General features: G+C 61.5%; 6 protein-coding genes. All 6 read right to left on the bottom strand.

Features of this window, described 5'->3' with window-relative positions:
• Nucleotides 1-113 precede the first annotated feature (113 nt).
• The 6 genes from RIN61_RS12495 to RIN61_RS12470 all read right to left on the bottom strand — a co-directional run bounded on the left by RIN61_RS12495 (nucleotide 114) and on the right by RIN61_RS12470 (nucleotide 21,329).
• On the bottom strand, nucleotides 114-977 hold the full coding sequence (locus RIN61_RS12495) for an ABC transporter permease (RefSeq protein WP_112251161.1): 864 nt from the start codon (nucleotides 975-977) through the stop codon (nucleotides 114-116).
• 14 nt (nucleotides 978-991) lie between these two features.
• Nucleotides 992-1,855, bottom strand: coding sequence for an ABC transporter ATP-binding protein (locus RIN61_RS12490; protein ID WP_112251159.1), 864 nt, complete (start codon nucleotides 1,853-1,855; stop codon nucleotides 992-994).
• A 6-nt stretch (nucleotides 1,856-1,861) separates the two neighbouring features.
• On the bottom strand, nucleotides 1,862-2,881 hold the full coding sequence (locus RIN61_RS12485) for an ABC transporter substrate-binding protein (RefSeq protein ID WP_207877648.1): 1,020 nt from the start codon (nucleotides 2,879-2,881) through the stop codon (nucleotides 1,862-1,864).
• 18 nt (nucleotides 2,882-2,899) lie between these two features.
• Nucleotides 2,900-3,799, bottom strand: coding sequence for a TauD/TfdA dioxygenase family protein (locus tag RIN61_RS12480; protein ID WP_112251155.1), 900 nt, complete (start codon nucleotides 3,797-3,799; stop codon nucleotides 2,900-2,902).
• Between the two features lie 197 nt (nucleotides 3,800-3,996).
• Nucleotides 3,997-4,338, bottom strand: a complete 342-nt coding sequence (locus RIN61_RS12475) for a tryptophan synthase subunit beta (protein ID WP_313857378.1) — start codon at nucleotides 4,336-4,338, stop codon at nucleotides 3,997-3,999.
• 251 nt (nucleotides 4,339-4,589) lie between these two features.
• The gene (locus RIN61_RS12470; RefSeq protein ID WP_313857376.1) at nucleotides 4,590-21,329 is read right to left on the bottom strand and encodes a retention module-containing protein; all 16,740 of its coding nucleotides are present in this window, start codon (nucleotides 21,327-21,329) and stop codon (nucleotides 4,590-4,592) included.
• Nucleotides 21,330-21,956: the final 627 nt, after the last annotated feature.

Here is a 21,956-nt window from a genome sequence, read left to right as displayed (position 1 = left end):
CCGGCCTCTTCGCGGGTAAACCCGCTCCCACAAGGTACTGCACCGCTCTCAAGGCCGATGGAAATCCTGTGGGAGCGGGTTTACCCGCGAAGAGGCCGGTGCAGGCTTACTGGCTAGCGCTGCATCCCCCAGCGCCGCACCGTCAGCCGCTCCAGGGTATTGAACACCAGCCCTTCCACCAGCAAGCCGATCAGGATCACCACCGCCAACCCGGCAAACACCTTGTCGGTGTACAGCTCGTTGCGGTTCTGGAAGATGTACCAACCCAACCCGCCTTTACCACTGCTGGCCCCGAACACCAGCTCGGCAGCGATCAGTGTGCGCCAGGCAAACGCCCAGCCGATCTTCAGCCCCGACAGGATCGACGGTAGCGCTGCGGGGACAAGGATATGCAGCACCAGCCGCAGCCCCTTCAGGCCGTAGTTGCGTCCCGCCATGCGTAGGGTCTCGGACACCCCGAGAAAGCCCGCATAGGTGTTCAGCGCCAACGCCCAAAGTACCGAGTGCACCAGCACGAAGATCAGGCTGTTGTCGCCCAGCCCGAACCACAGCAAAGCCAGCGGCAACAGGGCAATCGCTGGCAACGGGTTGAACATCGAGGTCAAGGTGCCCAGCAGATCGCGCCCAAGCTGGGTCGACACTGCCAGGCTGGTGAGGCCGAAGGCCAGGATGATCCCCAGCAAATAGCCCTTGAGCAGAATCACCAGCGACACGCCAACCTTGGCCGGCAACTCACCGCTGAGCAGGCCGTCCCACAGCGCCATTGCAGTCTGCAGGAAGGTCGGCAGCAGCAGGTCGTTGCCCTGATAGCGGGCGATGGCCTCCCATAGCGCTGCGATCGCCAGCAGGATGACCGCCTTGCGCAGCCAGCCGTGCTGCCACAGGCGCTGAGCCAACGGCAGGTTGCGTTCCACAGGCACACTGAGCAAAGGCTCCAGCTGCACCTCGTATTCCTGGCGTACAGGTGTAGTGGTCATGGCTGAAGCTCCTGTCAGTAGGCGATACGGATATCGTTGAAACCAAGATCGTCGGGCTGTTCGGGGCTGTCCGCCTCATCGAACAGCAAGCGATGGATGCGCCGGGCACTGGCCTGGAAGTCGCTGCCACCCAGGCTGCCCAGGTCGTACTGGTGGCTGTGCACTTCGGCACGCACCCGCCCTGGGTGGGGCGACAGCAGCAGGATGCGGTTGCCGACCACCAGTGCTTCTTCGATGGAGTGGGTAACGAACAGCAGCGTAAAACGCACTTCTTCCCACAGCAGCAGCAACTCTTCCTGCATCTTGCGCCGGGTTAGCGCATCAAGTGCCGCGAACGGTTCGTCCATCAGCAGGATCTTCGGCTGCGTGGCCAGGGCACGAGCGATCGCCACGCGCGCCTTCATCCCGCCCGACAGGGTATGCGGGTAGGCATCGGCAAAGGCTGCCAGGCCGACTTTTTCCAGGTAATGCAGCGCTCGCTCTTCGGCTTCGGCGCGTTTCAGCTGGCCCGACACCAGCAGAGGGAACATGACGTTCTGCTTCACCGTCTTCCACGGCGGCAGCTGGTCGAACTCCTGGAACACCACGATGCGGTCGGGGCCTGGGCCGCTGACTGGCTGACCTTGCAGCAGAATCTGCCCTTCCTGGGGCGAGATGAACCCGGCCACGGCCTTTAGCAAAGTGGACTTGCCGCACCCGGAGGGGCCGAGCAGCACGAAGCGGTCGGCACGGTCGACTTCGAAGCTGACCTGGTGAGTGGCCCGTACTACGCGTTGCGCGGTGCGGTATTCGAGGCTGAGATTATCCACCTTGAGCAAAGGTGGCGTTGCGACACGGCTCAGGTTGCTGGCCGTGTGGCCTGGCAATGGGGCGGTCATGATCGGTCAGCTCCCCTGCAGCGGGCGTTCATCCTGGAAGAAGTAGTCCTTCCACGATTCCGGCTTGTGCTTGATGGCGCCTACCCGATAGAGAAAGTCGGCCAGCTTGTAGGTGTTCTTTGGCGTGATGGTGAATTCGTACTGCGGGTTGTCGATCAGCTTGATCAACGTGTCGCGGTCGATCTTGGCCTTGGTCACGCGGATGTAGGTGTCGGCGGCGGCTGCCTTGTCCTTCTGGGCGAAGTCTGCGGCTTCGGTCAGCGCATCGACGAAGGCCTTGTAGGTCTTGGGGTTGTCCTTGCGGAATTTCTCGGTGGCGAACAGCAAGGTCGGCGAGTTGGGGCCAAGCAGGTCGTAGCTGTTGAGCACCACATGCACGTTCTTGTTGGCCAGCACCTGGTCCTGGAACGGCGGGTTGGAGAAGTGCCCGTTGAGTTCGGTGCCGCCGGCCAGCAGCGCGGCAGTGGCATCCGGATGCGGCACGGCCAGGGTGTACTTGTCGAGGCGGTTGTATTCCTTGTCGCCCCATTGCTGGGCGGCGGCATACTGCAGGAAGCGCGACTGCACCGAAACGCCTACCGCCGGCACGGCGATGCGGTCTTTGTCGGAGAGGTCGGCAATGGTCTTCACGTTGGGGTTGCTGCTGACCAGGTAGTACGGGAAGTTGCCCAGCGAAGCCACGGCCTTGACGTTCTGTCGGCCCTTGGTGCGGTCCCACACGGTCAACAGTGGGCCGACGCCAGCGCCGGCGATGTCAACCGAACCGGATAGCAGGGCGTCGTTGATGGCCGAACCACCCGACAGCTGGGCCCAATCGACTTCGATGTCGATGCCCTGCTCCTTGCCATGCTTTTCGATCAGATGCTGGTCACGTACTACGTTCAGCAGCAGGTAGACAATGCCGAACTGCTCGGCGATGCGAATCTTGCCTTCTGCTTGGGCCGCGGCGGGGGCCGCCAGGCTGCCGACAACCAGGCTTGCGCCCAGGCCGATGCTTGCCGCCAGGCGGCTGATGGATTTACGCATGATGGGTTTCCTCAGTCGTCAGAACGGGGCATCGCCCTGGATGGTGGTGCGGTAAAGCTTGCGCCGCAGGTGTGCAGGGCAGCCGGTGGCCAGGTGGATCAGCGAGCGGTTGTCCCAGAACACCAGGTCGTGGGGCTGCCACTGGTGGCGGTAGATGTTCTGCTCCAGCACGCTCAGGGCGTACAGCTGTTGCAGCACGTCGCGGCTTTCGTCGTCTGGCAGGCCGACGATGCGGGTGGTGAAGCCCTCGCTGACGAACAGCGCCTTGCGGCCGTTTTCCGGGTGGGTACGAACCACCGGGTGGATGACTTCCTGTACCTGCGCCAGCTGCTCGGCGGTCAGGGACGGACGCCAGTTGCCTTCGAACTTGGTCTCGGCGTAGCGGGCGGTGTAAGAGTGCGCAGCACTGCGGCCTTCGACAACCTTGCGCAGGGCCGCGGGTACGGCATCCCAGGCTTTGTGCATGTCGGCGAACAGCGTATCGCCGCCCTCGTCGGGCAGCTCCTGGGCATGCAGCATGGAGCCGAGGCTGGGCAGTTCCTTGTACGACAGGTCCGAGTGCCAGAACTTGCCGGCATCACCCAGGCCGATGTTCTGGCCGTTTTCAATGATGTTGGAAACGATCAGGATCTCGGGGTGGCCGGCGAGCAGGAACTGCTTGAGCACGTGGATCTGCAACGGACCAAAACGGCGGCTGAAGGCGATCTGCTGGTCGGGGCTGATGCGCTGGTCGCGGAACACCAGCACATGGTGGTCGAGGTGGGCGCGATGGATACGGGCGAAATCCTCGGCGTTGACTGGTATGGCCAGGTCCAGGCCGATGATCTCGGCGCCTACGGCGCCGGAGAACGGGCGGATTTCGAAGTGTTGCGGCTGGGCGCTGTCGATGATCGACAAGGCGTTCGAGGCGGCTGACATTTTTCACTCCCACGCAGTGCGCGACTTCAATGGCGCGCAACGATCAGAAACGCACGGGGATTTCCCGTGTGGGTTCAAGTCGTGCGGCGCATCGATTGGTCGACGGGTACGCAGTGGCAGTGACTATAAAGTCATAAGAGCAATAATTTAAATACCTTTAGAGAATAACCATAGCACCGGTATTTGCTCGCCGGTGATCAGATCAACCCGCCGTGCTCTTCTTCTTCAATGAGGTTGGTCAGGCTGCTGAGCGCCTTGCGCGCCTTGGAGCGGTTGAGCAGCTTGGCCTGCGCGCCAGCGGGCAGATCGGTGATGTTGAACACACCCTTGGCGGTCAGTACATCGATCAGGTCCTCGAGCACGCGGATCATGTCGAGGTCGCTTTGCTTGAGCTGGTTGAGGCTGTTTTCCACGACATCATCGGCAAACCATTCCTGGATATCGGCATGGTCGGCGGGGAGCATTTCGGTGAACTGGTCAAAAGCGGCTGCTTCTACCCGCAGCAGCTGGCCAGCGGCATCGCGTTGCACGTAGAACATGGCGGTGTCCCTCGTCACATTGGTTCCTTGGTGGTAGACAGCAGCATAGGCAAAGATCACCGGGCACGCAGGCCTGGCGCCAGAGTATGCGCTGTCGCGGGATGCCAGGAAAGAGCCGTGGCCGTTGAGCGGCCAATCGCCGGCAAGCCAGCTCCCACAGGTATTGTGCAGCTCTCGAGAGTTGCGCGGCCCCCGTGGGAGCTGGCTTGCCGGCGATCGGGCTGCAAAGCAGCCCGCTGGCGGATCAGCAATCAGCTGTCCTTGTTGTGAATGATGATGGTCGGGTCAGCACCGCTGATCAACGAGTTGATCGTGGTGTTGGACCAGTTCACCCCTTCCAGCTTGATGGTCACGTCGGCGTTGGCGATCCCACCGGTGGCATTGAGCTTGCCTTCGCTGCTGACCTGCAGCGTGGTCGTGCCTTCCACCGTAGTGAGCTTCAGGTAATTGTCGATGGTGCTGCCCTTCTCGCCCTGGAGCAGGTCCTTCAGGTCGATACGGTCGCCTTCGGCTACCTTGAAGTCCTTGATAACGTCTTTGCCGATATCGCCAGCCTTCCATACGAAGGTGTCGGCACCGCTGCCACCGGTCATGGTGTCATCGCCCTTGCCGCCAAGCAGGATGTCATTGCCTTCACCACCGAGCAGGGTGTCCTTGCCCACGCCGCCGATCAGGATGTCATTGCCCTTGCCACCGTCGAGGGTATCGTCGCCGCCCTGGCCGAACAGGAGGTCATTGCCCGAGCCACCGTTGAGGATGTCATTGCCATCGTTGCTGCGCGAGACATCGAATTCGCTGACGTGCTCGACGATGTACTTGTGCAGCACGCGACCGTCGACATCACCCAGGGCTACGCCCAGTTGCCCCGCGACATAGCCCTGTATGGCTTCGACACCGTTGCCGGCGACCGAACCGAAACTCACCAGGTCACCGAAGATGATGTCGTTGCCATCACCACCGTTGACGGTGTCGTTGCCAGGCACGGTGGCTTCGGTGTGGCCCAGGATCGCTTCCGCCAGTTTGCTCGGGTCGATATTGGTCTGCGGCTTGCTATCGGTGTCGTAAGGCTTCAGGTCGTTGACATTGACCGCGCTGTTGAGGCCAATGGCCTCCACGCCAGACAGCTTGGACAACAACAGGAAGCTCTGCTGGGAATTGAGGTCTGCATAGTAGTCGGTCCAGCGGTCGGAAGTAGCGTAGGAAAACTCATAGGTACCATCTCCCTGAGCGTGCAACTGTCCGCTTGCGTCACTGTCGTCACGCCAATTGTTGTTATTTGCGGTCCTGTACTGGGCGGTCATGTTACCAGCGGCATCAATGCTGACGCGGTTGTAGTTGCCCACCAGCTTGTTGATGACCACATCGCCCAACTTGTAGTTGATCGACTTCAGCGCGGCATCCAGTGTGTAGCTGGAATTCATGAGCGTGACCTCATGCTCGCCGGCCTGATACACGTTCGGCTGGCCGTCGGTGATGAAGAACGTCTGGCGGCTGCCGGTGTTGCCCGCGTCCATCAATTGCTTGAACCAGTTGGCGGTAGTCTTGAAGGCATCCTCGTAGTTGGTCGAGCCGCTGGAATAGAGCGTATTGAGTGCAGTGTAGAGCGAGCTCAACGCGTTCTTGTCGCCCAGGTTGACCGAAACCGTACTGTTCACCTGGGTGGAGAAGTCCACCAGCAGGATGTTCACTGTGCCGGACTGCGCACCCTTGACGCTGTTGGCCAAGGTATCGAACACCGACTTCAGCGAGTTGCGCGCGGCATCCACCGCACTGCCCATGCTGCCTGAGGTATCGACGATGAACGCAATGTTGTAGTCCTGACCCGGCGTCACGTGCAGGCCACTGATGTCGGCAACGATAACGTCGCTGGTTGCGGTGCCGGTGAAACTGTCGCTGTCGGTGGTCAGGTTGCTGGCGGTGTAGGTGTCCGGATAGACGGTTACCTTGATCGTGCCTTCGGTGGAGGCTTTGCTGCCGCCCACGTTCTCGGTGGCGGTCGAGGTTACCTTCACATCGAAACTGCCCTGGTAGTACGCCGGCGGCTTGATGCTCAGGCCGTTGAGGTTCCAGCCGGTGACGTCAACCGAAGTGGCGCCGATGGTTACGGTATGACCGGCGCCATCGCTGAGCACCGAACCTGCCGGAATGCCGTCCAGCTTGACGCTCAGGGTCTCGGAGCCGTCGGTGTCGGTCAGGTTGGCGGAAATGCCAACCAGCTTGACGGTGCCGTTCTCCGGCCCTTCATTGAGCTTGTAACCGTCGTAGTAGCCCTGGCCATCACTGCCATGGAGGTCGGACACGGAAAGCCCGGCGTTACCCATCGCCGCAACGTTCGGGTACATCGGGATGGCCGAGCTGCTCAGGTCGGTCACCGGGCCGTTACCGACCTTGACGTTGATATCCAGGCTACCCGGGCCGGACTGGTTGGCGTGGTAGATCTCCAGTGTGTAGTAGCCGCTGACAGGCGGCGAGAAGCTGCCTGAGATCGTACCGCCCCCACCCCAGGTGGCACCGACCACGCTGGTTTTGCCGATATAGACCTGCAGGCTGTCATCGGCGGTACCGCTGAAGGTGTAGGTCTGGCCAGCTTCCAGGTAGATCAGGCCGGAGGTCTTGGAGCCAGTGCCGGCGGCAACGCTGCCGCCCGAGTCGGCACTGGTAACCTGCTCGCTCTTGCTGGCACTGCCAGAGTTGGCGAACACGCTCTTCAGCGCTGTACCGCTGATACCGTTGCCGTTGGTGCCCAGGCCCGTGAGGCTGTTCCAGGTTTCCTTGGTCAGGCCAAGCGAATCGGGGGTGTTGCTGCCGATGTTCAGGCCAGGCTTGTCGGCTACAGGCGTGATATCGACCTTCAGTGTGGCCTCGCTGCCAGCAGCGGTACCGTCGGTAGGCTTGTACTTGATCTGGGCATAGTCGGCCTGCTTGTTGCCGACGCCCGTTCCGCCATATCCGTCGATACCCGACTCGTTGGGTTTCGGCACGAACCGCAGGTTGCCGGCAGCGATGTCGGCCTGGCTGACGGTCTGGTTCTGGGCGACGTTGACCCAGGCGGTGCCGTTGAAGAGCTGCAGCGAGCCTGCTGGCAGCTGGGTGAAGGTCACACCCAGGCTCGACAGGGCGCTGTCGACGTCGGAAATATTGAGGTCACTCCAGGTCAGCACCAGCGGCGTATCTTCGACCCCGGTGACGGCGCCGCCGGTGGCGACCGGTGCGTCGTTGACTGCGATCACGTTCACCGTGGTCGTGGCGGTGTTCGAGGTATTCACGCCGTCGGTCACCGTCACGGTGATGACGCGAGGCGTGGTGCTCGGGTTCTCGCTGCTGTTGATGAAGGTGATGTTCTTGATCGCCTGGATATAGTCGGCCAGCGATGCAGCGCCGCTCAGGGTCAGGACTACCTTGCCGTCTGTGCTGTTGGCGTTGACCGTGATGCCGTTGACACTGTTGCCCAGGTTCAGCGCGTCACCCGGCTGGCGGTTGGTCAGGGTGACCGTCGCGCCCGTCAGCTTCGAGCTGTCGAAGTCGGTGATGGTGACGTCCACATCGCCGATCGACACACCACTGCCTGGCTGGTTCTCGGTGAAGGTGGTCTGGTAGTCGGCACCGGTCTTGCCGCTGGAGTCGTTGCCATCCAGGTCCAGAACCGGGGCCGGCTCGAAGATCTGGGTGGTCACGCTGCCGGCGCTGGAGCTTATGTCGAGCTTCTCGAAGTTGCCGCCAGTGGCCGAATCGATCTTGACCGTGAAGTGCTCGGTACCCTCGGTGATGCTGTCCTTGAGGGTCGGGATGGTGAACGTTGCCTGCGTGGTGTTGGCCTTGATCACCACCGTGGCGACGCCGGTGTAGTCCGTGCCATCGGCTGCGGTGCCGGTGTAGCTCAGTTTGACGGTGACGTCGGTCTCGGCCTTGTTGGTCAGGTTCAGGACGTATGTGGCGTTGCCACCTTCAGCGACGGCAGTGGTACCGCTGAGGCTCAGGGTGGTGGTCTGGATGGTGTCCGAGACCGCGGTGACCGCCGCCGTATCGCTGACGTTCAGCTTCTCGAAGTTGCCACCGTTGGTTTCGGTGATCTTCGCCGAAACATTGCCAGCATCGATATAGACGTCATCGGCGGGCGCCGGAACGGTAACGGAGCCGGAGAACTTGCCCGCCTCAATGCTGATCACAGCACCGTTGCTGAGCTTGATCGTCATGTCGGTGCCAGCCTTGTTGGTCAGGGTGGCGACGTAGGTGATCTGGCCACCTTCTGCGACGGTCGGCGTGGCGCTCAGGCTCAGGCCGGTCTGGTCGATGGTGTCGGTGACCTTGGTAACCGCATAGGCACCGTTGGTTGCCAGCAGCTCGAAGTCGCCGCCAGTGGTACCGTCGATCTTGGCCTGAACGTTCCCTGCATCAACGTACACATCGTCGCCCGGGGCGTCGATGGTGATCGAACCCTGCTTCTGACCCGCCGCGATGGTGATGCTCTCGCCGTTGCTCAGCCTGACCACCAGATCGGTGCCGGCCTGGTTGCTCAGGGTAGCGGTGTAGGTGATCTTGCCGCCTTCGGCCACGGTGTCGGTCGCAGTCAGCGAGAGCGTGGTGATATCAGGGGTCGCAGGGTTGTCGGTGACGGTGGTCACTGGCTCGCCAACCGCCACGGTCTTCTCGTAGTTGCCGCCCGAAATGCTGGTGATCTTGTTGCTCAGGTCCAGGTTTGTGTTGTGGACGTTGTTCGGTGCGGTGAACGGCACCGATGCCGACGATTCGCCAACCGGGATGGTGATGGTCTGGCCGTTGGCCAGTTTCACCACCAGGTCGGAACCGGTGACTTTGTGGTTGACCGACGCGGTGTAGGTGACCACGCCACCTTCAGCGACAGTCGAAGTCGCCGTCAGGGTGACGGTGGTGGTGTCGATGGTGTCGGTGACCTTGGTCACAGCCGCCGTGCTGCTGACGTCCAGCTTCTCGAAGTCACCACCGGTGGTGCCGGTGACGGTCACGCTGAGATCTTTCGCATCGACGTACACGTCGTCGCTCGGCGCATCGATGATGATCGACGCTTCCTTCGAGCCGGCCGCAATGGTGATGGTCTCGCCGTTGCTCAGTTTGATCACCAGATCGGTACCCGCCTTGTTGCTCAAGGTGGCGGTGTAAGTGATCTTGCCACCTTCGGCCACGGTGTCGGTCGCAGTCAGCGAGAGCGTGGTGATGTCCGGGGTCGCCGGGTTGTCGGTGACGGTGGTCACTGGCTCGCCAACCGCCACGGTCTTCTCGTAGTTGCCGCCCGAGATGCTGGTGATCTTGTTGCTCAGGTCCAGGTTGGTGTTGTGGACGTTGTTCGGTGCAGTGAACGGCATCGAAGCAGACGACTCGCCTACCGGGATGGTGATGGTCTGGCCGTTGGCGAGCTTCACCACCAGATCGGAACCGGTGACCTTGTGGTTGACCGACGCGGTGTAGGTGACCACGCCACCTTCAGCGACAGTCGAAGTCGCCGTCAGGGTGACGGTGGTGGTGTCGATGGTGTCGGTGACCTTGGTCACAGCCGCCGTGCTGCTGACGTCCAGCTTCTCGAAGTCACCACCGGTGGTGCCGGTGACGGTCACGCTGAGATCTTTCGCATCGACGTACACGTCGTCGCTCGGCGCATCGATGATGATCGACGCTTCCTTCGAGCCGGCCGCAATGGTGATGGTCTCGCCGTTGCTCAGTTTGATCACCAGATCGGTACCCGCCTTGTTGCTCAAGGTGGCGGTGTAAGTGATCTTGCCACCTTCGGCCACGGTGTCGGTCGCAGTCAGCGAGAGCGTGGTGATGTCCGGGGTCGCCGGGTTGTCGGTGACGGTAGTCACTGGCTCGCCAACCGCCACGGTCTTCTCGTAGTTGCCGCCCGAGATGCTGGTGATCTTGTTGCTCAGGTCCAGGTTGGTGTTGTGGACGTTGTTCGGTGCAGTGAACGGCATCGAAGCAGACGACTCGCCTACCGGGATGGTGATGGTCTGGCCGTTGGCGAGCTTCACCACCAGATCGGAACCGGTGACCTTGTGGTTGACCGACGCGGTGTAGGTCACCACGCCACCTTCGACCACGCTTTGCGTGGCGGTCAGGGTCACGGTGGTGGTGTCGATGGTGTCGGTGACCTTGGTCACAGCCGCCGTGCTGCTGACGTCCAGCTTCTCGAAGTCACCACCGGTGGTGCCGGTGACGGTCACGCTCAGGTTGGCGGCATCGACATACACATCGTCGCTCGGTGCGTCGATGGTGACCGACGCTTCCTTCGAGCCGGCGGCAATGGTGATGCTCTCACCGTTGCTCAGTTTGACCACCAGGTCGGTACCGGCCTTGTTGCTCAAGGTGGCGGTGTAGGTGATCTTGCCGCCTTCGGCCACGGTATCGGTCGCAGTCAGCGAGAGCGTGGTGATGTCCGGGGCCGCAGGGTTGTCGGTGACAGTGGTCACTGGCTCGCCAACCGCCACGGTCTTCTCGTAGTTGCCGCCCGAGATGCTGGTGATCTTGTTGCTCAGGTCCAGGTTGGTGTTGTGGACGTTGTTCGGTGCGGTGAATGGCACCGATGCCGACGATTCGCCAACCGGGATGGTGATGGTCTGGCCGTTGGCGAGCTTCACCACCAGATCGGAACCGGTGACTTTGTGGTTGACCGACGCGGTGTAAGTCACCACGCCGCCCTCGACCACGCTTTGAGTGGCGGTCAGAGTCACGGTGGTGGTGTCGATGGTATCGGTCACCTTGGTCACAGCCGCTGTGCTGCTGACGTCCAGCTTCTCGAAGTCACCACCGGTGGTGCCGGTGACGGTCACGCTGAGATCTTTCGCATCGACGTACACGTCGTCGCTCGGCGCATCGATGGTGATCGAAGCTTCCTTCGAGCCGGCCGCGATGGTGATGGTCTCGCCGTTGCTCAGCTTGATCACCAGGTCGGTGCCCGCCTTGTTGCTCAAGGTAGCCGTGTAGGTGATCTTGCCGCCTTCGGCCACGGTATCGGTCGCAGTCAGCGAGAGCGTGGTGATGTCCGGGGTCGCCGGGTTGTCGGTGACAGTGGTCACTGGCTCGCCAACGGCTACGGTCTTCTCGTAATTGCCACCCGAGATGCTGGTGATCTTGTTGCTCAGGTCCAGATTGGTGTTGTGCACGTTGTTCGGCGCGGTGAACGGCACCGATGCCGACGATTCGCCAACCGGGATGGTGATGGTCTGGCCGTTGGCCAATTTCACTACCAGATCGGAACCGGTGACCTTGTGGTTGACCGACGCGGTGTAGGTGACCACGCCGCCTTCGGCGACAGTCGAAGTCGCGGTCAAGGTCACGGTGGTGGTGTCGATGGTGTCGGTGACCTTGGTCACAGCCGCAGTGCTGCTGACGTCCAGCTTCTCGAAGTCACCACCGGTGGTGCCGGCGACGGTCACGCTCAGGTCTTCAGCATCGAGGTAGACGTCGTCGCTCGGCGCATCGATGGTGATCGAGGCTTCTTTCTGACCTGCCGCGATGGTGATGCTCTCGCCGTTGCTCAGCTTGACGGTCAGAGCAGTACCCGCCGGGTTGGACAGCGTAGCGGTGTAGGTGATCTTGCCACCTTCGGCCACGGTGTCGGTCGCAGTCAGCGAGAGCGTGGTGATGTCCGGGTTCGCAGGGTTGTCGGTGACGGTGGTCACTGGCTCGCCAACCGCCACGGTCTTCTCGTAGTTGCCACCCGAGATGCTGGTGATCTTGTTGCTCAGGTCCAGGTTGGTGTGGTGGACATTGTTCGGCGCGGTGAACGGTACCGAAGCAGACGACTCGCCCACCGGGATGGTGATGGTCTGGCCGTTGGCCAATTTCACTACCAGATCCGAACCAGTGACCTTGTGGTTGACCGATGCGGTGTAGGTGACCACGCCGCCTTCGGCGACAGTCGAAGTCGCGGTCAAGGTCACGGTGGTGGTGTCGATGGTATCGGTCACCTTGGTCACGGCTGCCGTCTTGCTGACTTCCAGTTTCTCGAAGTCGCCGCCGCTGGCGCTATCGATCTTGGCCTGCACGTTACCCGAATCGAGGTACACATCGTCGCTAGGCGCGTCGATGGTAACCGAGCCTTCCTTCTGACCCGCCGCGATGGTGATGGTCTCGCCGTTGCTCAGCTTGACGGTCAGAGCAGTACCCGCCGGGTTGGACAGCGTAGCGGTGTAGGTGATCTTGCCACCTTCGGCCACGGTGTCGGTCGCAGTCAGCGTCAGCGTGGTGACGTCTGGCGTCGCCGGGTTGTCGGTGACAGTCGTGACTGGCTCGCCAACGGCTACAGTCTTCTCGTAATTGCCACCCGAGATGCTGGTGATCTTGTTGGTCAGGTCCAGGTTGGTGTTGTGGACGTTGTTCGGCGCGGTGAACGGCACCGATGCCGACGATTCGCCAACCGGGATGGTGATGGTCTGGCCGTTGGCCAATTTCACTACCAGATCCGAACCAGTGACCTTGTGGTTGACCGATGCGGTGTAGGTGACCACGCCGCCTTCTGCTACGGTCGAAGTCGCCGTCAGCGTCACGGTAGTGGTGTCGATGGTGTCGGTGACCTTGGTCACGGCTGCGCCGCTGTTTACATTCAGTTTCTCGAAATCACCACCCGAGGTTCCGGTCACTTTGACCTGAAGCACTTCAGCATCGATGTAGACGTCGTCGCCCGGGGCATCGACAGTGACCGAGGCCTCCTTCGAGCCGGCAGCAATTGTGATGGTCTCGCCATTGCTCAGTTTGATGACCAGATCGGTGCCCGCCTTATTGGTCAAGGTCGCGGTGTAAGTGATCTTCCCACCCTCGGCAACCGTCGGTGTCGCGCTCAGGGTCAGGTGGGTCATGTCCTTGGTGCCTGGCCCGTCGGTCACGGTCGTTACCGGCTCGCCCACAGCTACGGTCTTCTCGTAGTTGCCGCCCGAGATGTCGGTGATCTTGTTGGTCAGGTCCAGGTTGGTGTTGTAGGCATTGTCTGGCGCGGTGAACGGTACCGACGCAGACGACTCGCCAACCGGGATGGTGATGGTCTGGCCGTTGGCCAGTTTCACCACCAGGTCGGAACCGGTGACCTTGTGGTTGACCGACGCGGTGTAGGTGACAACGCCGCCTTCAGCGACAGTCGAAGTCGCCGTCAGGGTGACGGTGGTGGTGTCGATGGTGTCGGTGACCTTGGTCACAGCCGCCGTGCTGCTGACCTCCAGCTTCTCGAAGTCGCCCCCGGTGGTGCCGGTGACGGTCACGCTCAGGTCTTTCGCATCGACATACACATCGTCACTCGGTGCGTCGATGGTGATCGAAGCTTCTTTCTGACCCGCGGCAATAGTGATGCTCTCGCCGTTGCTCAGTTTGACCACCAGATCGGTGCCGGCCTTGTTGCTCAAGGTGGCGGTGTAGGTGATCTTGCCGCCTTCGGCCACGGTGTCGGTCGCAGTCAGCGAGAGCGTGGTGATGTCCGGGGTCGCCGGGTTGTCGGTGACAGTGGTCACTGGCTCGCCAACGGCTACGGTCTTCTCGTAGTTACCACCCGATATATTGGTGATCTTGTTGGTGAGGTCCAGGTTGGTGTTGTGGACGTTGTTCGGCGCGGTGAACGGCACCGATGCCGACGATTCGCCAACCGGGATGGTGATGGTCTGGCCGTTGGCCAATTTCACTACCAGATCGGAACCGGTGACCTTGTGGTTGACCGACACGGTGTAGGTGACCACGCCGCCTTCGGCGACAGTCGAAGTCGCGGTCAAGGTCACGGTGGTGGTGTCGATGGTATCGGTCACCTTGGTCACAGCCGCAATGCTGCTGACGTCGAGTTTCTCGAAGTCACCACCGGTGGTGCCAGTGATCGTTACGCTGAGGTCTTCGGCATCGCGGTACACGTCGTCGCTCGGCGCATCGATGGTGATCGACGCTTCCTTCGAGCCGGCCGCGATGGTGATGGTCTCGCCGTTGCTCAGCTTGATGACCAGGTCAGTGCCAGCCTTGTTGCTCAAAGTGGCGGTGTAGGTGATCTTGCCGCCTTCGGCCACGGTATCGGTCGCAGTCAGCGAAAGCGTGGTGATATCCGGGGTCGCAGGGTTGTCGGTGACGGTAGTCACTGGCTCGCCTACAGCCACGGTCTTCTCGTAGTTGCCACCCGAGATGCTGGTGATCTTGTTGCTCAGGTCCAGATTGGTGTTGTGAACGTTGTTCGGTGCGGTGAACGGCACCGAAGCAGACGACTCGCCAACCGGGATGGTGATGGTCTGGCCGTTGGCCAGTTTCACCACCAGGTCCGAACCGGTGACTTTGTGATTGACCGATGCGGTGTAGGTGACAACGCCGCCCTCGACCACGCTTTGCGTGGCGGTCAGGGTTACGGTGGTGGTGTCGATGGTGTCGGTGACCTTGGTCACAGCCGCAGTGCTGCTGACGTCCAGCTTCTCGAAGTCACCACCGGTGGTGCCGGCGACGGTCACGCTCAGGTCTTCAGCATCGAGGTAGACGTCGTCGCTCGGCGCATCGATGGTGATCGAGGCTTCTTTCTGACCTGCCGCGATGGTGATGCTCTCGCCGTTGCTCAGCTTGACGGTCAGAGCAGTACCCGCCGGGTTGGACAGCGTAGCGGTGTAGGTGATCTTGCCACCTTCGGCCACGGTGTCGGTCGCAGTCAGCGAGAGCGTGGTGATGTCCGGGTTCGCAGGGTTGTCGGTGACGGTGGTCACTGGCTCGCCAACCGCCACGGTCTTCTCGTAGTTGCCACCCGAGATGCTGGTGATCTTGTTGCTCAGGTCCAGGTTGGTGTGGTGGACATTGTTCGGCGCGGTGAACGGTACCGAAGCAGACGACTCGCCCACCGGGATGGTGATGGTCTGGCCGTTGGCCAGTTTCACCACCAGGTCGGAACCGGTGACCTTGTGGTTGACCGACGCGGTGTAGGTGACAACGCCGCCTTCAGCGACAGTCGAAGTCGCCGTCAGGGTGACGGTGGTGGTGTCGATGGTGTCGGTCACCTTGGTCACAGCTGCCGTGCTGCTGACATCCAGCTTCTCGAAATCACCACCGGTGGTACCGGTGACGGTCACGCTCAGGTTGGCGGCATCGACATATACGTCGTCGCTCGGTGCGTCGATGGTGATCGAAGCTTCCTTTTGGCCCGCAGCAATGGTGATGCTTTCACCGTTGCTCAGTTTGATCACCAGGTCGGTGCCTGCCTTGTTGGTCAAGGTGGCGGTGTAGGTGATCTTGCCGCCTTCGGCCACTGTCGGCGTCGCAGACAGCGTCAGGCTGGTAGTGTCCTCGGAGCCTGGGCCATCAGTGACCGTTGTGCTGACTGGAGCCTTGTCCAAGGTCAGCTTTTCAAACTTCCAGGCGTCTGCGCCGCTGACCGCGTCGATCGCGTTCACTACGGGCTGAGCGCCTACATAGACATCATTCGGCGCGGTTACGGTGATCGAGCCAGTGTTGCTGTTGGCTGGCACCTCAATAACGGTCTTGCCGTCGCTGAGGGTGAAGTACAGCGGCTGATGGTTGTTGATCGGCAGGCCGTCCTGGCTGGTCAGCGTGACGGTGTAGGTGATCTGGCCGCCTTCGGTGACGGAATCGGTAGCCGTCAGCCTGGCCACCACTTCGTTGATGGTGTCAGTCACTTTCACCGACGCGTCGCCGCCAAACTGCAGGTTCTCGAAAGTGCTGCCTGCGCTATCGGTCGCCGCTTTGATCCCAACACCGATGGTGCCGGCATCCTGGTAGACGTCGTCACCCTGTTCGGTGTGGGTGTACTGCGCGCTGGTTTGCCCCGCCTTGATCGTGACCTGGGCATTGTTGCTCAACGTCACGACAAGATCGTGCGCCAGAACGGTGTTGACCCTCACGGTAAAGGTCGGGTTCTGGTTCTCGGGGACCGACACCTGGTCGGCCTCGATGCTGACCAGGACGAGATCGCCCCCAGTGCCGGGGGTGCCGGGCTCGTCAGTCACTGTGGTACTGACCTCGGTCTTGTCCAGGGTCAGTTTCTCGAATTTCCACACATCCGCACCGCTGACCGAGTCGATCGCGTTGACCACCGACGGATTGGCGCCCATGTAGACGTTGTCTGGCGCGGTAACGGTGATCGAACCGGTTGTGCTGTTGGCCGGTACCTCAACAACGGTCTTGCCATCGCTGAGGGTGAAATACAGCGGCGACTGGTTGTTGAGCGGCAGGCCATCCTTGCTGGTCAGCGTAACGGTGTAGGTAATTTCTCCACCTTCGGTGACGGACTCGGTAGCAGTCAGTTTGGCGACGACTTCACTGATGGTGTCCGAGATCTCAACGGTAGCCGGGCCTCCGAAGGTCAGCTTCTCGAAGGTGGCACCCGAGACGGTGGCATCCGTGACGCTGAGCGTGACGGAGCCGGCATCCTGGATGACGTCATCCCCCTGGGCGGCGGTCTTGTATTCCACTTCGGTCTTGCCGGCCTCGATGGTCACGGTGTCGCCGTTCGACAAGGTAACCGTCAACGGACGGTCCAGTGCCTGGCTTACTTTCACCGTGAAGGACGGCTGCTGGTCCTCGGTCACGTTGCCATTACTGACGATGCTAACGGTGACGGTATCGATGCTGTCATTGATGACAGTCGATGCTGGCGTCGGGTCTGGCGTCAGTTGCTCGAAATTGCCGCCGGTGGCGCTATCGATGGTGACATTGACGGTCGAGCCGTTGTTGTAGACGTCGTTGCCCGGGGTCTGGAAATCGACGCTGCCCTGGGTCTTGCCGGCTTCAACGGTGATGGTCTGGCCATTGGACAGGGTCACGGTCACCGGGGTCTGGGCTGGGTTGCTCAGGGTCACGGTGTAGGTGATCACACCGCCTTCGGTCACCGACGGAGTCGCCGTCAGGGTCGCGGTGGTGGTGTCGACCGAGTCGTTGATCGTGGTTTGAGCCGGGGTCGGAATCGGGGTCAGCTGCTCGAAGTTGCCACCGGTCGCACCGGTAATCGTGGTGCTGACGGTCGAGCCGTTGTTGTAGACGTCGTTGCCCGGGGTCTGGAAGTCGACACTGCCCTGGGTCTTGCCGGCTTCGACGGTGATGGTCTGGCCGTTGGACAGGGTCACGGTCACCGGACTCTGGGCTGGGTTGCTCAGGGTCACGGTGTAGGTGATAACACCGCCTTCGGTCACGCTTGGCGAAGCGGTCAGCGTCGCGGTGGTGTTGTCGACCGAGTCGTTGATCGTGGTCTGAGCCGGGGTCGGATTCGGGGTCAGCTGCTCGAAGTTGCCACCGGTCGCACCGGTAATCGTGGTGCTGACGGTCGAGCCGTTGTTGTAGACGTCGTTGCCCGGGGTCTGGAAGTCGACACTGCCCTGGGTCTTGCCGGCTTCGACGGTGATGGTCTGGCCGTTGGACAGAGTCACGGTCACCGGCGTCTGGGCTGGGTTGCTCAGGGTCACGGTGTAAGTGATAACACCGCCTTCGGTCACGCTTGGCGAAGCGGTCAGCGTCGCGGTGGTGGTGTCGACCGAGTCGTTGATCGTTGTTTGAGCCGGAGTCGGGTTCGGCGTCAGCTGCTCGAAGTTGCCACCGGTCGCACCGGTAATCGTGGTGCTGACGGTCGAGCCGTTGTTGTAGACGTCGTTGCCCGGGGTCTGGAAGTCGACACTGCCCTGGGTCTTGCCGGCTTCGACGGTGATGGTCTGGCCGTTGGACAGAGTCACGGTCACCGGCGTCTGGGCTGGGTTGCTCAGGGTCACGGTGTAGGTGATCACACCGCCTTCGGTCACCGACGGAGTCGCCGTCAGCGTCGCGGTGGTGGTGTCGACCGAGTCGTTGATCGTGGTTTGAGCCGGGGTCGGATTCGGGGTCAGCTGCTCGAAGTTCCCGCCGGTAGCACCGGTAATCGTCGTGCTGACAGTCGAGCCGTTGTTGTAGACGTCGTTGCCCGGGGTCTGGAAGTCGACACTGCCCTGGGTCTTGCCGGCTTCGACGGTGATGGTCTGGCCGTTGGACAGGGTCACGCTCACCGGAGTCTGGGCTGGGTTGCTCAGGGTCACGGTGTAGGTGATCACACCGCCTTCGGTCACCGACGGAGTCGCCGTCAGCGTCGCGGTGGTGGTGTCGACCGAGTCGTTGATCGTTGTTTGAGCCGGAGTCGGGTTCGGCGTCAGCTGCTCGAAGTTGCCACCGGTCGCACCGGTAATCGTGGTGCTGACGGTCGAGCCGTTGTTGTAGACGTCGTTGCCCGGGGTCTGGAAGTCGACACTGCCCTGGGTCTTGCCGGCTTCGACGGTGATGGTCTGGCCGTTGGACAGAGTCACGGTCACCGGCGTCTGGGCTGGGTTGCTCAGGGTCACGGTGTAGGTGATCACACCGCCTTCGGTCACCGACGGAGTCGCCGTCAGCGTCGCGGTGGTGGTGTCGACCGAGTCGTTGATCGTGGTTTGAGCCGGGGTCGGATTCGGGGTCAGCTGCTCGAAGTTCCCGCCGGTAGCACCGGTAATCGTCGTGCTGACAGTCGAGCCGTTGTTGTAGACGTCGTTGCCCGGGGTCTGGAAGTCGACACTGCCCTGGGTCTTGCCGGCTTCGACGGTGATGGTCTGGCCGTTGGACAGGGTCACGGTCACCGGAGTCTGGGCTGGGTTGCTCAGGGTCACGGTGTAGGTGATCACACCGCCTTCGGTCACCGACGGAGTCGCCGTCAGCGTCGCGGTGGTGGTGTCGACCGAGTCGTTGATCGTTGTTTGAGCCGGAGTCGGGTTCGGCGTCAGCTGCTCGAAGTTGCCACCGGTCGCACCGGTAATCGTGGTGCTGACGGTCGAGCCGTTGTTGTAGACGTCGTTGGCCGGGGTCTGGAAATCGACGCTGCCCTGGGTCTTGCCGGCTTCGACGGTGATGGTCTGGCCGTTGGACAGAGTCACGGTCACCGGCGTCTGGGCTGGGTTGCTCAGGGTCACGGTGTAGGTGATCACACCGCCTTCGGTCACCGACGGAGTCGCCGTCAGCGTCGCGGTGGTGGTGTCGACCGAGTCGTTGATCGTGGTTTGAGCCGGGGTCGGATTCGGGGTCAGCTGCTCGAAGTTCCCGCCGGTAGCACCGGTAATCGTCGTGCTGACAGTCGAGCCGTTGTTGTAGACGTCGTTGCCCGGGGTCTGGAAGTCGACACTGCCCTGGGTCTTGCCGGCTTCGACGGTGATGGTCTGGCCGTTGGACAGGGTCACGGTCACCGGAGTCTGGGCTGGGTTGCTCAGGGTCACGGTGTAGGTGATCACACCGCCTTCGGTCACCGACGGAGTCGCCGTCAGCGTCGCGGTGGTGGTGTCGACCGAGTCGTTGATCGTTGTTTGAGCCGGAGTCGGGTTCGGCGTCAGCTGCTCGAAGTTGCCACCGGTCGCACCGGTAATCGTGGTGCTGACGGTCGAGCCGTTGTTGTAGACGTCGTTGGCCGGGGTCTGGAAATCGACGCTGCCCTGGGTCTTGCCGGCTTCGACGGTGATGGTCTGGCCGTTGGACAGAGTCACGGTCACCGGCGTCTGGGCTGGGTTGCTCAGGGTCACGGTGTAGGTGATCACACCGCCTTCGGTCACCGACGGAGTCGCCGTCAGCGTCGCGGTGGTGGTGTCGACCGAGTCGTTGATCGTGGTTTGAGCCGGGGTCGGATTCGGGGTCAGCTGCTCGAAGTTCCCGCCGGTAGCACCGGTAATCGTCGTGCTGACAGTCGAGCCGTTGTTGTAGACGTCGTTGCCCGGGGTCTGGAAGTCGACACTGCCCTGGGTCTTGCCGGCTTCGACGGTGATGGTCTGGCCGTTGGACAGGGTCACGGTCACCGGAGTCTGGGCTGGGTTGCTCAGGGTCACGGTGTAGGTGATCACACCGCCTTCGGTCACCGACGGAGTCGCCGTCAGCGTCGCGGTGGTGGTGTCGACCGAGTCGTTGATCGTGGTTTGAGCCGGGGTCGGATTCGGGGTCAGCTGCTCGAAATTGCCGCCGGTGGCGCTATCGATGGTGACATTGACGGTCGAGCCGTTGTTGTAGACGTCGTTGCCCGGGGTCTGGAAGTCGACACTGCCCTGGGTCTTGCCGGCTTCAACGGTGATGGTCTGGCCATTGGACAGGGTCACGGTCACCGGCGTCTGCGCCGGATTGCTCAGGGTCACGGTGTAAGTGATGACACCGCCTTCAGTCACGCTTGGCGAAGCGGTCAGAGTCGCAGTCGTGGTGTCGACGGTATCGGTAACCTGGGTAATCGCTGGCGTTTGCGGCACAGTCACCGTCAGCCCGCCGCCCCCGGTGGTGCCCGTTACGGTCGCCGAAATCTGGCCGCCGTCGATATATGGGGTATCGTTTGCCGGGACCACGACGTTGACGCTACCCGAGGTCTGCCCGGCCGGAATGACTATTACGGCCCCGTTGGAAAGGGTGATGACCAGGTTGGTACTCGGCGCTTGACCAACCGTAGCGGTATAAACGATTACGCCACCCGCTTCGCTGATGGAAGGGGTAGCGCCAAGAACCAGGTCGGTAGCAACGTTGGTGTCCGCCGTCGGTGTAGTCACCTGGTTGTTGCTGGTGGTATCCAGCACGCCAACCTCTTCTCCATCGAGCACGGCAGCAAAGCCCAGCCCGTCGGTCGGGAAGCCGACGGTAGGGTCGACCCGGCCCGCGGTTTCTTCGAGCATGACAAAGCTGTGGCCACCGCCCAGTGCGCCACCACCGCCCGCCGACGATGGGCCAGCCGCGGGCGCTTCAAGCTCGGTAGTCGGGTCGACACCGGCAGCGATCGCCTGTTGCAGTTCCTCCACCGACGGTGCGGCCTGCGCGGTAGCCTGGCTCAGGTCGGTGCTGCTTTCCGGCGCATCAGCGCTCCACTGGCTGTCTCGCCCAAGGTCGAGCACACGGCCATCGGCCAGTTCCAAAGTGACTGCACCGCCCGGGCCGGTGAGTACTTCCTCACCAGCCAGCAGGCGGTCCCCTTCGATCAGAACACGTCGAATGCCCTCTGGGGATACCGCAATAACCTGGCCGACAATACTTTTGACGATGGCTACAACGCTGCTCATTGGACTCTCCGTGTGACCCGATGGGTACTTCCCTGCCAGAGCGGCGCTCGCAGACCACTTCAGGCGGAACTATGTCGATGATCTCTGGCCGCTTACTGGCGTCAATATCCCGTCTATAACTTTTTGGAATTGACCAAATGCCAAACAATTGACCTTATATAATGCAATCCTAAACAATCAACAATGTAATGTCACATTGATATTTGGATCCTAGCCACGCGTTTTGTAAATAAGTGCCGTACATCATCGAAAGCGCGTTCAGTGGGTACTTTTCAGCATCTTCTCCCGACCTGAGTATCGTAAAGACCGCGCCAGGACAACCGCTCATCGGCAGCTAACAAAGATTCAAGCGTCAAGTTACTTTCGCTAGCTCGGGCCATTGCTTGGACACAAGCACAAACCTTGCCTGAAGGCGGTACCGCTGCGTAACTTGCTGTAGATCAAGGAGATAGCGACACTGTACAAATACTGCAAGCCCGAAAATGAGAAAGCTTTGCCGGTTGTCGAGCCAAGTCTGTTGGCGACCTGCTTGCCAACAAATATATCTTGCGCACTTACTTACTGAACACTGTCAATAAATAAGCGCCTGCTTATTGACATGGCATGAGTCGATACCGACTACACCTC

Origin of the sequence: Pseudomonas inefficax, from assembly GCF_032164165.1 — a bacterium.
Lineage (GTDB): Bacteria > Pseudomonadota > Gammaproteobacteria > Pseudomonadales > Pseudomonadaceae > Aquipseudomonas > Aquipseudomonas inefficax.
The sequence above is the reverse complement of the archived record's forward strand: the minus strand, read 5'-3'. Positions and strand labels throughout refer to the sequence as shown.